The organism is uncultured Haliea sp. (assembly GCF_963973825.1).
GTDB lineage: Bacteria > Pseudomonadota > Gammaproteobacteria > Pseudomonadales > Halieaceae > Haliea.
In genome coordinates, this window is the sequence record NZ_CAXBAE010000004.1 from 226,584 (window position 1) to 242,952 (window position 16,369).

At 63.5% G+C, this 16,369-nt stretch carries 15 protein-coding genes; all 15 read left to right on the plus strand.

Annotated elements, in window-relative coordinates; genetic code table 11:
* Positions 1-4: 4 nt before the first annotated feature.
* Positions 5-877 carry a CoA-transferase gene (locus AACZ17_RS07370; RefSeq protein WP_290743146.1) on the plus strand — a complete coding sequence of 291 codons (873 nt, stop codon included), beginning with the start codon at positions 5-7 and terminating at the stop codon, positions 875-877.
* Positions 878-898: 21 nt separating this feature from the next.
* Positions 899-1,702 carry a ketoacid CoA transferase gene (locus AACZ17_RS07375; protein ID WP_290743149.1) on the plus strand — a complete coding sequence of 268 codons (804 nt, stop codon included), beginning with the start codon at positions 899-901 and terminating at the stop codon, positions 1,700-1,702.
* Positions 1,703-1,711: 9 nt separating this feature from the next.
* A complete protein-coding gene (locus AACZ17_RS07380) occupies positions 1,712-2,785 on the plus strand; it encodes a nitronate monooxygenase (protein ID WP_290743153.1) in 1,074 nt (357 codons plus the stop codon).
* Positions 2,786-2,812: 27 nt separating this feature from the next.
* Complete coding sequence (locus tag AACZ17_RS07385) at positions 2,813-3,565, plus strand: enoyl-CoA hydratase family protein (protein WP_290743156.1); 753 nt, start codon at positions 2,813-2,815, stop codon at positions 3,563-3,565.
* 15 nt (positions 3,566-3,580) lie between these two features.
* On the plus strand, positions 3,581-4,744 hold the full coding sequence (locus AACZ17_RS07390; protein ID WP_290743159.1) for an acyl-CoA dehydrogenase family protein: 1,164 nt from the start codon (positions 3,581-3,583) through the stop codon (positions 4,742-4,744).
* Between the two features lie 2 nt (positions 4,745-4,746).
* Entirely contained in the window at positions 4,747-5,793 is a 1,047-nt protein-coding gene (locus AACZ17_RS07395; RefSeq protein ID WP_290743162.1) for an acyl-CoA dehydrogenase family protein, read from the plus strand.
* A gap of 21 nt (positions 5,794-5,814) precedes the next feature.
* On the plus strand, positions 5,815-6,963 hold the full coding sequence (locus tag AACZ17_RS07400) for an acetyl-CoA C-acetyltransferase (RefSeq protein ID WP_290743165.1): 1,149 nt from the start codon (positions 5,815-5,817) through the stop codon (positions 6,961-6,963).
* A gap of 1 nt (position 6,964) precedes the next feature.
* Positions 6,965-7,852, plus strand: coding sequence for an SDR family oxidoreductase (locus AACZ17_RS07405; protein ID WP_290743168.1), 888 nt, complete (start codon positions 6,965-6,967; stop codon positions 7,850-7,852).
* A 10-nt stretch (positions 7,853-7,862) separates the two neighbouring features.
* Positions 7,863-9,029 (plus strand): acyl-CoA dehydrogenase family protein, encoded by a 1,167-nt coding sequence (locus tag AACZ17_RS07410; protein ID WP_290743171.1) that lies wholly within the window; start codon positions 7,863-7,865, stop codon positions 9,027-9,029.
* The gene (locus AACZ17_RS07415; RefSeq protein WP_290743174.1) at positions 9,026-10,216 is read left to right on the plus strand and encodes an acyl-CoA dehydrogenase family protein; all 1,191 of its coding nucleotides are present in this window, start codon (positions 9,026-9,028) and stop codon (positions 10,214-10,216) included. Before AACZ17_RS07410 ends, AACZ17_RS07415 begins: the two co-directional genes overlap by 4 nt.
* Positions 10,217-10,245: 29 nt before the next feature.
* Positions 10,246-11,037 carry an SDR family oxidoreductase gene (locus AACZ17_RS07420; protein WP_290743177.1) on the plus strand — a complete coding sequence of 264 codons (792 nt, stop codon included), beginning with the start codon at positions 10,246-10,248 and terminating at the stop codon, positions 11,035-11,037.
* Between the two features lie 590 nt (positions 11,038-11,627).
* Complete coding sequence (locus AACZ17_RS07425) at positions 11,628-12,830, plus strand: acetyl-CoA C-acyltransferase (RefSeq protein WP_290743180.1); 1,203 nt, start codon at positions 11,628-11,630, stop codon at positions 12,828-12,830.
* Positions 12,831-12,923: 93 nt separating this feature from the next.
* Complete coding sequence (locus AACZ17_RS07430) at positions 12,924-14,648, plus strand: ATPase, T2SS/T4P/T4SS family (protein ID WP_290743189.1); 1,725 nt, start codon at positions 12,924-12,926, stop codon at positions 14,646-14,648.
* 25 nt (positions 14,649-14,673) lie between these two features.
* A complete protein-coding gene (locus tag AACZ17_RS07435; protein WP_290743199.1) occupies positions 14,674-15,876 on the plus strand; it encodes a type II secretion system F family protein in 1,203 nt (400 codons plus the stop codon).
* 58 nt (positions 15,877-15,934) lie between these two features.
* The gene (gspG, locus tag AACZ17_RS07440; RefSeq protein ID WP_290743202.1) at positions 15,935-16,369 is read left to right on the plus strand and encodes a type II secretion system major pseudopilin GspG; all 435 of its coding nucleotides are present in this window, start codon (positions 15,935-15,937) and stop codon (positions 16,367-16,369) included.

Here is a 16,369-nt window from a genome sequence, read left to right on the forward strand (position 1 = left end):
CAACATGGATAAACGGCTCAGTGCCCGCGATGCGGTGGCACAAATCGAAGACGGCATGACCGTGGGTATCGGCGGCTGGGGGCCACGGCGCAAGCCGATGGCGCTGGTGCGCGAAATTCTCCGCTCGGACGTGAAGGACCTCACGGTAGTCGCCTACGGCGGCGCCGACGTCGGCATGCTCTGTGCCGCGGGCAAAGTGAAAAAGCTGGTTTTCGCCTTCGTGTCCCTGGACTTCATTCCGCTGGAACCTTACTTCCGTCAGGCCCGCCAGAGCGGGTCCATCGAGGTGATGGAGATCGACGAGGGCATGATGTTGCTGGGGCTGCGTGCAGCCGCCTGGGGCCTGCCCTTCATCCCCACGGCGGTTGGCCTGGGTACCGACATCATCAAGCAGAACCCGGATATCAAGCTGGTTGACAGTCCCTACGATGATAAAGAGTGGGTGGCGATGCCGGCCTTGAACCTCGACGTGTCGCTGATTCATGTCGATCGCGCGGATTTTCGCGGTGTGTGCCAGATATCCGGCCCCGACCACTATCTCGACGACTGGTTTGCGCGCGCCGCGAAAACCACCATCGTGTCCTGTGATGAGCTGGTCGATACCACGTTTTTTGCCGACCCCGCACGGGCTCGCGAGGTGTTCTGGGAGCGCGCTGCCACCAGTGCCATCGTGGAGATTCCCGGCGGTGCTCACCCCACGTCATGCAACCCGCTGTACGGTTTCGATGTGGCGCACTTCAAGGCCTATAACGCCTCCGCCAAGGACGGTGGGATAGAGAGCTACCTGAACACATACCTGGGGGCCGATGAGGCCGAATACCAGCGCAACGTGGGTGGGCTGGATGCCATTCGCGCACTTGCGCTGCCCACCTACTGATACGCCCGGGGAGACTATCGCATGTCAACTGTAGCAACCGATTACACCCTTGCCGAACTGTGCATTGTCGCCGCCGCCGAAGCCTTCCGTCACGACGGGGAAGTACTGGCCACAGGTATCGGCGTGATTCCTCGGCTGGCAGCCAGCCTGGCCATGAAAACCTTCAACCCGGATCTCATGATGACGGATTCCGAGGCGTTTCTGCTCAGCGAACCCAACCCGCTGGGCAAGCGCCCGGCCGACTTCCAGCAGGCCAATGAAACATGGATGGGCTTTTCGCGAATATTCGATAACGTATGGAGCGGCAAGCGCCACGCCATGCTCGGGCCGACCCAGATCGATCGCTTTGGCCAGACCAATACGTCGGCGCTGGGTGGCACCTATCAGCAGCCCAAGGTGATGATGCTGGGCGCGCGCGGCTTTCCCGGCAACTCCATTTGCCACGCCAACAGCTTCTTTGTGCCCGGGCACAACACGCGGGTCTTCATGGACGGGGAGTGTGATTTCGTCTCCTCCATCGGTTATAACCCGGCGCGACTGCCGCGGGGTCGCTCGTTGGATGACGTTGACATCCGCCGTGTCGTGACCAACCTCTGCGTGATGGATTTCGGCGGACCGAATCACCAGATTCGCCTGCTCTCCCTGCACCCGGGCGTGACGGTCGAGGAGGTGCAGGAAAACACCGCATACCCCATTGCCGTCCCGGCGGAGGTGCCGACAACCCCGGCGCCGACCGTTGAACAGCTGGCGATCATCGCGGCTCTGGATCCGCACAACCAGCGCGCTGCACAAATCGCTGACAACCCGCCCGGAATCCGGGCCTGAGGCACTGCCATGCTCACCACTCGACTGACCGAACTGCTAGGCTGCCGCTACCCCATCGTGCAAACCGCGATGGGGTGGGTGGCGGATCCCCGGCTGGTCGCCGGCAGCTGCAATGCCGGCGGCTTCGGCTTCCTGGCCGGCGCGACCATTCCGCCGGAGGAGATGGAGCGCGACATTCTCCAGGTCAAGGCGCTTACCGACCGGCCCTTTGGCGTGAACTTCCACATGTATCAGCCCAATGCATCGGACATCATCGACATGGTGATTCGGCACGGGGTGCGCGCCGTGAGTTATTCGCGTTCGCCGGGCCCCGAGATGATTCGCCGGCTCAAAGACGCCGGCGTGATCTGCATGCCGACAGTCGGTCTGCCGAAACATGCGGTGAAAGCCGTGGAGCTGGGTGCGGACGCGGTCACTGTGCAGGGTGGTGAGGGTGGCGGCCACACCGGTGCGGTGCCGACAACGCTGCTGATACCGCAGGTTGTGGATGCCGTCGGCGCCCAGGTGCCGGTGGTCGCCGCGGGTGGATTCAAGGACGGTCGCGGTCTGGTCGCTGCGCTGGCCTGGGGCGCGGATGGTGTTGCCATGGGTACACGCTTCCTGCTGACCCGCGAGTCACCGGTGCCGGAAGCCACCAAGCAGCGCTATCTAGATTGCAAGAACCCGGCGGATATCATCGTCTCACGCGCCATGGACGGTATGCCGCAGCGCATGATCATGAACGAATTGCTGGCCGAACTCGAGCGCGCCTCCAAGCTGCGCAAACTGCTTATCGCCATGCGCAATGGTCTCGCCTTCCGCAAATACACCGGGGCGAGCGTGGTCAGCCTGCTGAAGTCCGCTGTCGCCATGAGTCGCAGTGACGATATGACCGCCGCCCAGGCCATCATGTCGGCCAACGCACCGATGATTATCCAGAAAGCGATGGTGGATGGTGAGCCCGCCCGCGGTGTGCTGCCCAGCGGTCAGGTGGCGGGCGTGATTGACACCCTGCTGACCTGCGAGGAGCTGATTCAGTCCATCGTCGATGAGGCCGAGGCGCGACTGCAGGCGCTCGCAGCCCGAGCCACCGTCAGCGCCTAATCCAACGTACCGACAGGTAGAAGCATCATGAGCAAACCGTTTCACACCACCATCGAGGCCGGCATCGCCGAGATGATCCTGGACAAGCCACCCGTGAATGCTTTCGACAGCGCCGGCTGGTTCGCCATTGCCGACGAAATCGATGCGCTGGGCCGGGACGACGCGGTGCGCGTCATATTGATTGCCGCCGAGGGTCGTGGCTTCTGCGCCGGAGTCGATATCAAGGAACTGGCCGCCGAGCCGACGCGCATCGTCGACGTCAACAAGGGTAACTACGAAACCTTCCGCGCCATCCATCGCAACCCGAAGCCGGTCATTATCGCCTTGCACGGTTTCGTTCTGGGCGGCGGCATCGGCATGGCAGGGGCCGCCGACATCCTGATTGCGTCTGACTGTGCCCGCTTCGGTGTGCCGGAAATCGACCGTGGCGCGATGGGCGGCGGAGCCCACCTGCAGCGCATGTTCCCGGTGCAGAAAGTCCGCTATATGTACTTCACTGGCGAATTCATCGACGCGCAGGAGGCCTACCGCCTGGGCGCCGTCGAGAAGGTGGTCACCCGCGAGGCATTGTTGCCGACGGCACGAGCCATTGCCGCCACCATCGCCAGCAAGTCACCGGCCATGGTGAAGCTGGCCAAGGAGGCGCTCACCGGCATCGAGGACGGCAACCTGGAGGACAAGTATCGCTGGGAACAGGGTTTCACGCTGGAGGCCTACACCGTGGGCGATTCCCAGGAATCCCGCGATGCGTTTGTGGAAAAACGCGACGCCAAATTCTGAACGCAGGACTGACACATGCAACTGGCATTTACTGAACAGCAACAGGCCTTCCGCAGCGAGATTCGCGCGTGGCTCAAGGCCAATGTGCCCGCGGAACCGCTCAGGACTTTCGATACTGAGGAGGGCTTCCAGCAGCACCGCGAATGGGAAGCGACCCTCAATCAGGGGCGCTGGGGTATGGTGACCTGGCCCGAGGCACTCGGGGGCCGCGGGTGTGACCTGATCGAGTGGCTGATCTTCGAGGAGGAATACTACCGCGCAGGGGCCCCGCTGCGGGTCAACCAGAACGGTATCTTCCTGCTCGGCCCCACTCTCATGGAGTACGGCTCCGAGGAGCAGAAGGCACGCTTCCTGCCAGCCATGGCAGAAGGCCGCGATATCTGGGCGCAGGGTTGGTCGGAGCCCGGTGCGGGGTCCGATATGGCGGCCATCCGCTCCACGGCCCAGCGCCAGGGCGACAAGTACATTATCAACGGCCAGAAAACCTGGTCCACGCGGGCCGTGTGGGCGGACTGGCTGTTTGGCATGTTCCGCACGGACCCCGAGTCGGAGCGCCACCGCGGCCTTACCTTTATCCTGGTGCCCCTGAAAACGCCGGGCATTACGGTACGGCCGATTCCCCAGCTGGACGGTCTGCCCGGCTTCGCCGAGATTTTCTTCGACAACGTCGAGGTGGATGTGAGCAATCGGCTGGGCGAGGAGGGCGCCGGCTGGGCGGTCGCCATGGCCACCGCCGGCTTCGAGCGCGGGTTGATGCTACGTTCCCCGGCGCGCTTTCAGGAAACCGCGCGCCGGTTGGTGGAGTTGTACCGGGCCAATGAGGCCAGCGTCAGTCACGATCCACAGGTTCGCGAAGCGGTGATGCGTGCCTATCTTGACGCCGAGAGCTATTGCCTGAGCACCTACCAGACGGCCTGCCGCCTGAGCCAGGGCGGCAAGATCGGCGCCGAGTCGTCTACCAACAAGATATTCTGGTCTGAGCTGGACCAGAATATGCACGCCACGGCCATGAGTATCCTGGGCGCGCGCGCCGAACTCCTGCCGCATGCGCCGGCAGCCAGCGGCGTGGGCCACTGGCTGGACGGCTGGCTGTTCTCCCAGTCGGGCCCCATCTACGCCGGCACCAACGAGATTCAACGCAACATCATCGCCGAGCGCATGCTCGGTATGCCGAGGTAACCATGGATTTTACGTTCAGCGAAGACCAGTTGCTGTTTCAGGATTCCGTCCGCGGCTTTCTGGTCAATGAAATCACGCCCGAGCGGCTGCGTGCCGGCTGGGACACAGACACCGGCCGCGACCCTGCACTCTGGCAGCAGCTGGCGGAGCTGGGCCTCACCGCGCTGACCGTGCCGGAAGAACACGGTGGCCTGGGCATGAATGCGGTGGACTTTGTGCTGCTGGCCCAGGAGTGCGGTTACGTCGCCCTGCCGGAGCCGCTGGTGAATCATGCACTGGTTGCGGTGCCGCTGCTGCAAGATCTGGGTGGGGAACTGGCGGCACGCTGGCTGCCGCTGGCCGCCACGGGAGAAGCCCGCATCGTGGCGGCGGTGGAGCAGAATCTCGTGGTTGAGGATGCCCATGTTGCGGATCTCCTGCTGCTGGAGCGTGATGGGCAGTGGTATGCCCTGGAGCAGGGGCAGTTCAGCTGCGAACGCAACGAGAGTGTCGACCCCGGTCGTCGCCTGTTCTCGGTGGCCGTGCCAGCAGGCGCGACTGCAGTAGCCAGTGGGGCGCAGGCCGGGAGCCTGCGCAGTGCGACCCTGAACCGCGGCGCACTGGGGTGTGCCGCCCAGGCGCTGGGGCTGGCGCAGCGGATGATCGATCTTTCCGTGCAGTACACCGCGGATCGCAAGCAATTCGGCAAGCCGATTGGTTCCTTCCAGGCGGTCAAGCATCACATGGCCAATGTGGCGGTGCGCCTGGAGTACGCCAAGGCGCCCGTGCACCGCGCCGCCTACGCCGTCGCGGAAGACGCAGCGGCGGCCGGACTGGCGGTGGCCCAGGCCAAGCTGATGGCCTGTGAAGCGGCCAATCTGGCTGCCAAGAACAGCATCCAGGTGCACGGAGCGATGGGTTACACCTGGGAGGTGGACCTGCACATCTTCATGAAGAAAGCCTGGGCACTGGCCAACACCTGGGGTGATGCCGGCTGGCACAAACAGCAGGTCGCGGCGGCGATTTTCGCGGATGGCGCGGCACTGGGTGCCGGCGCCACCTTCCAGTAACACAGACGAGGACACAGAATCATGGCGGATGCCTATATTGTAGATGCAGTGCGCAGTCCGACGGGGCGCCGCAAGGGCGGGCTCGCGGGGGTTCACGGGGCGGATCTTGGGGCTCATGTGCTGAAGACCCTGGTGGAGCGCAATGGTATTCCGGACGCGGATTACGATGACGTCATGTTTGGTTGCGTGGATACCATTGGCCCGCTGGCCGGTGATATCGCCCGTACCTGCTGGCTGGCTGCGGGGCTGGATGAAGCCGTGCCCGGCACGACGATCGACCGGCAGTGCGGGTCCTCACAACAGGCGGTGCATTTCGCCGCGCAGGCGATCATGGCGGGTGTCAACGATGTGGTGATTGCCGGTGGCGTGCAAACCATGACGCAGATCCCCATTTCCTCGGCCATGCTGGCAGCGGAGCCATTGGGTTTCTCCGATCCGTTTTCGGGGAGTGAGGGCTGGGTAGCCCGCTACGGCAAGGTACCCGTGTCGCAGTTCAACTCCGCGCAGATGATCGCTGACAAATGGGGCTTCAGCCGCAGCGATATGGAAGCGTTTGCATTGCAATCCCATGCCCGGGCACTGCAGGCCATCAGCGAAGGCCGTTTCGCGCGGGAAATTGCGCCGTTGGCCGGCGTGGAAATGGACGAAACGCCGCGCCAGACGACCATGGAGAAAATGGCCGAGCTGCAGCCGCTGCAGGAAGGGGGGACGATCACGGCAGCCGTCTCCAGCCAGACCTGTGATGCCTCCTCCGCGATGTTGATCGTCTCCGAGGCCGCCCTGAAACGCTACAACCTGACTCCCCGGGCACGGATCGCGCACATGAGCGTGCGGGCAGCGGACCCGATCTGGATGCTCACCGCGCCGATCCCTGCGACGGAGTACGCGCTCAAGCGCGCCGGCATGCGCCTGGCTGACATCGATCTGGTGGAGATCAACGAAGCCTTTGCGTCGGTGGCGATGGCGTGGCTGCAAGACACGGGCTACGACTCGGCCAAAACCAACGTAAACGGTGGCGCCATTGCCCTTGGGCATCCGCTGGGCGCAACCGGTACCAAACTGATGACCACCCTGCTACATGAACTGGAGCGCAGTGGCGGCCGCTACGGCCTGCAAACCATGTGTGAAGGCGGTGGGCAGGCGAACGTGACGATTATCGAGAGGTTGTGACATGAGCAGGATATGTGAAGGACGCGTGGTAATTATCACCGGTGCCGGTGGTGGGTTGGGTGCTGCGCACGCGCGGGTGCTCGCCAGTGAGGGCGCCAAAGTCGTGGTCAACGACATCAATGAGACGGCGGCGCAGGCTGTGGTGGATGATATCCGCAAGGCAGGCGGTGAGGCCGTGGTAAATACATCGGATATCACCCACTACGACGACAGCCTGAATGCGGTGAAACAGGCCATTGAGACCTTCGGTGACCTGCATGCCGTCATCAACAATGCCGGCGTCAACCGGGATCGCATGTTCGCCTCGATGACCGAGGCCGAGTGGGACACGATTATGGCGGTGCACCTGAAGGGGCATTTCTGTATCAGCTCACACGCGGTGCACTACTGGCGTGGTCAGTCAAAAGCGGGCAACACCGTCGATGCGCGCATCATCAACACCACCTCCGGAGCCGGCCTGCAGGGCTCGATTGGTCAGTCAAATTACGCAGCGGCAAAAGCGGGCATTGCCGCGCTGACCCTGAACCAGGCGGCGGAGCTGGCTCGCTACGGTATCACCGCCAATGCTGTGGCGCCGGCGGCGCGCACGGGCATGACCACCGCTGTGGAGGAGATGGCGCAACGTATGGCCAAGCCCGAGGACGGCAGCTTTGACTACTGGGCCCCGGAAAATGTGTCATCGCTGTTTGCCTACCTGGTGTCCACCGAGTCGTCGGCGGTGACCGGCCGCGTGTTCGAGGCCGAGGGCGGACGCATTTCCATCGCCGACGGCTGGCGCTCCACGGAGCCGGTGGACAAGGGGGATCGCTGGCTGCCGGAGGAAGTGGCGGGTGCGGTACAGCAGTTGCTGGCACGTGAGGTGCCGGCGCAAAAAGTCTACGGCACCTGAGGCAGGTCGCATGGAATTTCGTTTTACCGAAGAGCAGCAAATGATCCGCGACACCGCCGAGGCGTTTCTCGCCGAGGTCTCCACCCCCGCCGCCGTGCGCGAGGCGATGGTGACCGAGCGCGGCTACAGCGAAGCGCTCTGGCAGCAGATCAGTCAGGAGATGATGTGGCCTGCCCTGCACATCCCCGAAGCTTTTGGTGGCCTGGGGCTGGGGTTTGTCGAGCTGGCGGCCATGCAGGAGCAGATGGGTCGCACGTTGCTGTGTGCCCCCTTCCTGTCCACCGTGGGTTTTGCGGTCAACGCGCTGCTGGTCGCCGGCAGCGAAGCACAGCAGAGCCACTACCTGGGCGAGATTGCCAGCGGCAAAACCGCCACCCTGGCGTTTATGGCGCCCGGGAGTCGCCCCGATGCTGACGCCATTCAGGCGACCTGTGCCGCCGATGGTGACGGTTTCCTGTTGAACGGTGAGTACCGCTACGTTCTTGACGGACACACCGCCGATATTCTCGTGCTCGCCGCGCGCGACCCGGGGAGCGCGGGTACGGCAGGCGTCAGCCTGTTTGTGCTGCCGGCAGACACGGCGGGCATCAGCCGGCAGTGGCTGCCCACCATGGACCAGACGCGCAGGCAGGCGCGTATCGTGCTGGACAAGGTGCGGGTTGAAGGCGACGCCTGCATGGGCGCAGCGGGTCAGGCCTGGCCCGCGCTGGCGAAGATACTGGACCTGGCCACCGTGGCGCTGGCTGCGGAGCAGGTGGGTGTCGCGCAGCAGTCGCTGGACAGCTCGGTGGCCTACACCACGGAGCGTGTGCAGTTCGGGCGTACCATCGCCTCCTATCAGGCGATCAAACACAAGGCCGCCGACATGATGCTGAAGGTCGAGGCAGCTCGCTCCGCCGCCTATTATGCGGCCTGCATTGCCGATGAGGCGCTGGCCGGCAGGCCGCTGGGTTCCGGCCTGGCGGAGGCTGCGAGCATTGCCAAGGCCTACTGCTCAGAGGCGGCATTTTTCAATGCCGGTTGCGGTATCCAGCTGCACGGCGGCGTCGGGATCACGGCAGAGTACGACATACAGCTGTACTTCAAACGCGCCAAGTCAACCGAAACCCTGCTGGGTGATGCAGCCTGGCACCGTGAGCGACTCGCGCGGCAGCTGCTTGATGGAGGTGTTGCATGAAATTGAGTTTCAGTCCCGAGGACGAGCTGTTCCGCGAAGAGGTGGTGAGCTGGCTGGCCGACAATCTCTGCGGTGAGTTCGAACCCATCCGTTTTCGCGGTGGTCCGGGCGACGAGCATTCCTTTGTCGAGGAGCGCAAGGCCTGGGAACAGAAACTGGCGGAAGGCGGCTGGACCTGTATCGGCTGGCCAAAGCAACACGGCGGCCGCGCTGCCACTGTGGAACAGCAGGTGATTTTCAACGAGGAATACGCGCGCGCCGGCGGCCCGGGTCGTATGGGGCACATCGGCGAGACCCTGATGGGGCCAACGCTGATTGCCTTCGGCAGCGATGCGCAGCGGGAGCGCTACCTCCCGGGCATACGGGCGGGCCGCGAGTTCTGGTGCCAGGGCTATTCCGAGCCGTCTGCCGGCTCCGACCTGGCCAACGTGAAAACCCGTGCGCGGCTGGATGAAAATACGGGGGAGTGGCGCATCAGCGGCCAGAAGGTGTGGACTTCGCTGGCCCATGAATCCCAGTATGTGTTCGTGATCGCCCGCACCGATCCCGAGTCCGTTGCCCACAAGGGGCTCGGCTTCTTCCTGGTTGCCATGGATCAGCCCGGCGTTACCGTGCGCCCGATCGAGCAGCTCACCGGAACCAGTGAATTCAACGAGGTCTTCTTCGACGACGCGGTCTGCGCTGCCGAGGATATCGTGGGCGCTCCCGGCGAGGGCTGGAAAGTGGCCATGGGGCTGCTGGGCTTCGAGCGCGGCGTGTCCACGCTGGGACAACAGATGCTGTTCCAGAACGAACTGGACGAAATCGTCCGCGTGGCCAGGGCGAATGGCGCGGCGCGTGATCCCGCACTGCGCCAGCGCATTGCCGAGGCGCATATCGGCCTGCGCATCATGCGTTTCAACAGCATGCGCATGCTCTCTGGCGGTGGCGATGACGGCAGCCTGCAAAAAGAGGCGATGATCTACAAGCTCTACTGGTCCAGCTGGCACCGCAACCTGGGCAAACTGGCGATGGATGTGCTGGGCGCAGAGAGCGAGATTGTTCCCGAGGCGCCCTACGGCCTCAGCCGCCTGCAGTCGATGTACCTGTTTACCCGCGCGGACACCATTTACGGCGGCACCAACCAGATCCAGCGCAATATCATCGCCGAGCGTGCACTCGGCATGCCCCGCGAACCTCGCGGCTAGGGCCTTGCGGGCCAAAGGAGACAGACAGCATGGCATTGAAAGAACCACCACCCTACGTCGCCGGACACAACCTGCTTGCAGGCAAGTCGGTGCTCATCACCGCAGCAGCCGGTGCCGGCATTGGCTTTGCTGCGGCCACCCGTGCTGCCGAAGAAGGCGCCCGCGCGGTCATGATCAGCGATATTCACGAGGGCCGACTGGCGAAAGCCGTTGAGCAGCTGAAGGCAGACACCGGCCTGCAGGCCGTGTACGGAAAACTGGCGAATGTGACGGTGGAGAGCGACGTGCAGGCGCTGGTGGATTTCGCCGAAGACACCATGGGTGGCGTTGACGTCCTCATCAACAACGCAGGTCTGGGCGGCACCCGGCTGCTGGTGGATATGGCGGATGACGAGTGGAGCCGCGTGCTGGATATCACGCTCACCGGTACCATGCGCATGACCCGCGCCATGCTGCGCAAAATGCAGCCTCGCGCTGCCGGCGTTATCGTCAACAACGCCTCGGTCCTTGGATGGCGCGCGCAGAAAGAGCAGTGCCATTATGCCGCCGCCAAAGCCGGGGTCATGGCGCTCACCCGCTGCGCCGCACTGGAAGCGGCGGATCACGGCGTCCGCATCAATGCGGTATCACCCTCCATCGCCTTCCATGAGTTCCTGAAAAAAACCACGCCGATGGAGCTGCTGGAGGAACTGGCGGCGAAGGAGGCTTTCGGGCGCGCAGCGGAAGTCTGGGAAGTCGCGAACGTGATGATGTTTCTGGCCTCGGACTATTCGGGGTACATGACCGGGGAGATTGTGTCCTGCTCCAGTCAGCGGGCTTGAGGGGGGCGCGTGATGGTGGGTTGTGTCGCTGGTTTATGGTGAGGCGTGCCGGAGGCCGTAGGGCCGGGGCGCCGGTCGGGACTCGCCGTGAATACGTCCCTGTAGGCTCGAAGCAAACATCCCTGTTTGCTACGGTCCCGCCCGGCGCTCCGGCCCCACAGCCTCCTACCGTCCCTGCCAGTTCGTGAGTGTGGTGTTTGGTGGTGTTTTGGGTTTGTTCAGGCGTACGCATCCGCAGCCTTCCTGTAAGTCAGGAGTGGATGCGGGGTTGCCCCTGACAAAACTCTCGCTCGCATGGATGCGAGCGCGAAGCCCCTATGGATGGGTTCACGGCGTGTTTTGTCTGGGGCAACCCCGTAGCCACTCCGGAATGAGGCACCACCAGCCACCCCGGATTGAGGCACTACCAGCCGCTCCGGCTTGAGGCACCGCAACCGCTGCGGATTGAGTCACCACCAGCCCTCCGCTTGAGGCACCATCAGGCGCAACGCGGCAAACACCGGTCGCAAAGCAATTTCAGGCCCGTCGCAGTACAATCGCCAACTCGACACAACAACGTAACAGTCACAACAGAACCAAGGGAGTACATCATGAGAGATGCAGTCATCGTCAGCACCGCCAGAACCCCCATCGGCAAGGCCTTTCGCGGCGCCTTCAATGACACTGAAGCACCCGCGCTGGGTGGCCATGTCGTGCGCGCGGCCGTAGCGCGCGCCGGAATCGACCCCGGCATGGTCGACGACTGCATAATGGGGGCGGCGGCACAGCAGGGTACCCAGGCCTACAACCTCGGCCGGCTCTGTGGCGTGGCGGGTGGTCTGCCCGACAGCACCGCCGGAATGACCATGGACCGGCAGTGCTCCTCCGGGCTGATGACCATCGCGACAGCGGCGAAGGCCATCATGTGCAATGAGTACGACGTTGCTGTTGCCGGTGGCCTCGAGTCCATTTCCCTGGTGCAGAACAAGCACAAGAACAGCTACCGGAATGTGTCCCAAACGGTGCTGGAAGTATCGCCCAAGGCCTACATCCAGATGATTGAAACAGCGGAGATCGTTTCCGAACGCTACGGCGTCTCTCGTGAAGCACAGGACGAGTATTCCTTCCAGAGCCAGATGCGCACCGCGGCGGCGCAGAAAGCCGGGCTGTTCGACGCCGAGATCGTGCCCATGGCATCGACCAAGGCGGTGTTCAACAAGGAAACCAAAGAGACCACCTTTGAGGCGGTAACCCTGGAAAAGGATGAAGGCAACCGTCCTTCCACCACGCTGGAGAGCCTCAACGCCCTGGAGCCCGTGTTCAAGGACGGGCAGTTTGTGAAGGAGGGCCGCTTTATCACGGCGGGCAACGCCTCACAGCTGTCGGACGGCGCCTCTGCGTGTGTCCTCATGGATGGCGCGCTGGCGAGCAAGCAGGGTCTGCAACCGCTGGGGATCTATCGTGGCCTGGCGGTGGCGGGCTGCGGCCCGGATGAGATGGGCATCGGTCCGGTGTTCGCCATTCCCAAGCTTCTGCAGCGCCACGGTCTGAAAATGGACGATATCGGCCTGTGGGAGCTGAACGAGGCCTTCGCCTGTCAGGTGCTGTATTGCCGCGACAAACTGGGTATCGATAACGACCGGTTGAACGTCAATGGTGGCGCCATTTCCATCGGTCACCCCTTCGGCATGAGCGGCGCGCGGATGGTCGGGCACGCCCTCATCGAGGGCAAGCGCCGTGGCGTGAAATATGTGGTGATCACCATGTGTATTGGTGGCGGCATGGGCGCCGCCGGGCTGTTTGAGGTCGCCTGATCCACACCGGGCCTGTGCTACAATCCGGCGCTTGATGGAAGCAGATGGTGGTCTCAACCGTCTGTCATAAATGAAGGCAAGCGGCGGTAGAGCATGATCAGGATTGGTGAGCTGCTGGTCCAGCAGGGCAAGATATCGGAGCGCGATGTCGAACGCACCCTGTTGGCCCAGAGCGAAATGGGCGATCGCTTCGGCCAGGTGCTGGTCAAGCTTGGCCTGGTATCAGAGCTGGATGTGGCGGTGGCGCTGAGCGAACAGCTCGGTATTCCGCTTCACCCGGCTACCGAATACCCCCAGGAACCGGTGCCGCTGGAGGGCGTGGCCCAGGAGTTCCTTGTCAACAACCTCGTTGTGCCGGTGGCCGCCGATGCCGACGGTGTCTGTTTTGCTGCGGCCGTACCACAGGACCCTTTTCTCGCCAAGGCGCTGTCCATGGCGCTGGACCGTCCCGTGCGCATCGTTCTGGGGCTGGAAAGTGACATCGCGAGGGCCCAGCAACTGCGCCTGCAGGGCAGTGAGGACGCCGACGAGGAGGGTGCCCTCGGTGACCAGTTCGCCGGCCAGTCCGACGACGACTTTATCGAGCATCTGCGCGACCTCGCCAGCGAGGCCCCGGTCATTCGCCTGGTCAATCAGCTGATTCACCGCGCCGTGGATATGGGCGCCTCCGACATTCACATAGAACCCTTTGAAGACGGGCTGCAGCTGCGCTACCGGGTCGACGGGGTGTTGCAGGAACACACCGACACGCCCACGGCGGGATTGGGGCAGGCCATCGCATCGCGCATCAAGCTGCTGGCGCAGATGAACATCGCCGAACGTCGGCTGCCCCAGGACGGGCGCATCATGATCCGTGTGAAGGGCCACGAGCTGGACCTGCGTGTGTCCACCATCCCCACGGTGCACGGTGAAAGCATCGTGATGCGCGTGCTGGATCGGGGCAATATCCGCCTCAGCCTGAGTGACATGGGCTTCAGTGCCGATACTCTCGAGCGCTACCGCAAACTGCTGGCCAGCCCCCACGGGGTACTGCTGGTCACGGGCCCTACCGGTTCCGGTAAAACCACCACCCTCTATGCCTCGCTGGCGTCGCTGGACTCAGAGCGTCTGAAAATCATCACGGTGGAAGATCCTGTTGAATACCAGCTGCAGGGCGTGAACCAGATTCAGGTGCAGGCCCAGATCGAGCTCAACTTCGCGCGCGCGCTGCGCGCGATCCTGCGCCAGGATCCCGATATCATCATGATTGGTGAGATGCGCGATACCGAGACTGCACAGATTGGGGTGCAGTCGGCGCTTACCGGCCACCTGGTGCTTTCCACGCTGCACACCAATACGGCCGCCGGGGCCATCACCCGGCTGGAGGATATGGGCGTGGAGCGCTACCTGATCACGTCTGCGGTGAACGGTGTACTGGCACAACGTCTGGTGCGCACACTCTGCACGCACTGCAAGGTCCCGGTGGAATTAACGGCCAGCGCGGTGCAACGCTACGGCCTTGCACCGTTCATCAGCCAGCAACAGGCCACCACCGTGTATCAGGCCCGGGGCTGCGACCACTGCCTGCAGACCGGTTACGCCGGGCGCACGGCGATTCACGAACTGTTCTGCCTCGACGAGGAGATTCATCGCGTCATTATGTCGGGTGCCGACGCCACCCTGCTGCACGCGGCGGCCCGGCGGCAGGGCATGATCACCCTGTACGAAGACGGGCTGCGCAAGGTGGTGCGTGGCGAGACCTCGCTGGAGGAGGTCATGCGGGTCACGCAGGACCAGAGCGAAGCCGGGGCTTCCGCGACCGGCGCGGATGCCGCCTGAGCGGCTGTCGGGTGCGAGGCTAGGCATGGCGCATTTCAGCTACAGGGCCATCGGGCGCGACGGTAAACCGCTGGACGGCACGCTGGAGGCGGAGGGCCTGGACGTGGCCTCCCGGCTGTTGCGCGCCCAGGGGCTGACCCTGCTGGCACTTGAAGAGGGCCAGGGGAAAACGAATCAGCCCGCGGCGAGCAAACCGGTCAAGCGTGACGACGTATTGTCGACCACCAGTGAACTGGCCGTCCTGCTGCGTGCCGGCCTGCCGCTGGACCGGGCATTGAAGGTGCTCATCGATATGGCTTCGGAGCCCGCACTGGAAGCGCTGTTGCAGGACCTGCTGCGCGAGGTGAAGGCGGGCAAGGCGCTGAGTCAGGCGCTGCTGCCCCACCAGGCAGTATTCGGCAACTTCTACATCAATATGGTGCGTTCCGGGGAGGCCAGCGGCCAGCTCTCGGCGGTCCTGGACCGTCTGGTCGAGTATCTGCAGAATGCCAAGGCCAACCGCGACAATGTGGTATCGGCGCTGATCTACCCGGCGATTCTGCTGGTGGTCGCCGTGCTGTCCATCGTGCTCATGCTGGGTTTTGTAGTGCCCCAGTTTGAAACCCTGTTCGAGGACATGGGCGAGGCGCTGCCGCCGCTCACGGCGCTGGTGGTGGGCGCCGCGGATTTCATCGCGGGCTACGGCTGGTTGCTGCTGCTGCTCGCTCTGGGGGTCGGCTGGTGGGTGCGCAACTGGCTGGCGACCGAAGCGGGGCAGGCGAGCAAGGATGCGCGACTGCTGAAAATGCCCGTGGTGGGCGGGATACTGTTCCAGTTTGAAGTGTCCAAGTTTGCCCGCACGGTGGGCACCCTGTTGGGCAACGGCGTGTCCCTGCTCAAGGCGATATCCATCGCGATCGATACGGTGGATAACCGCGTGGTCAAGCAGGCGCTGCAGGTGCTGCCGCCGGCTGTAAAGTCCGGCAAGCGTATGTCGGTGGCGCTGGAGGAAACCGGGCTGTTTACCCCCATGGTTGTTCAGATGACCCGCGTCGGCGAGGAGTCGGGGCGCCTTGACGCGATGATGCTGGAACTGGCGCGGGTATTTGATGGTCACGTACAGGCGGGGGTGAAGCGCGGCCTGACCCTGCTGGAGCCGGTGCTGATTCTGGGCATGGGCGCCATTATTGCCGTCATCATCATTGCGATTTTGCTGGGTATTCTGTCGGTTAACGACCTCGCGCTGTAAGTGGCGCCGGATGTGCCCCGCATCGCTCACTATTCATTCTGTTAACGAGGACAAGCACATGATTTCACGACGCAGCCGCGGCACACGGCGCACTTCAGCCGGTTTCACGCTCATGGAGCTGCTCGTCGTGCTGGCGATTCTGGGGCTGCTGATGAGCCTGGTGGGCCCGAGGGTATTGAATCAGCTGGGTGGCGCCAAAACCAAAACGGCCGCCATTCAGATCAAGGACCTCGAGCAGTCGCTCGAAATGTACAAGCTGGACGTGGGGCGCTTTCCCTCAACCAGTGAGGGGCTTGAGGCGCTGGTCAGCAAGCCGGCCAGTGCCGCCGGCTGGAACGGGCCCTACCTGAAATCGGCGGTGCCGCTGGACCCGTGGAACCGGGAATACCAGTACAAATCACCGGGCGAGCATGGCGAGGTCGATATTTTCACCTACGGTCAGAACGGCACGCCGGGTGGTGACGGCGAAGACCAGGATGTGGGCAACTGGTAG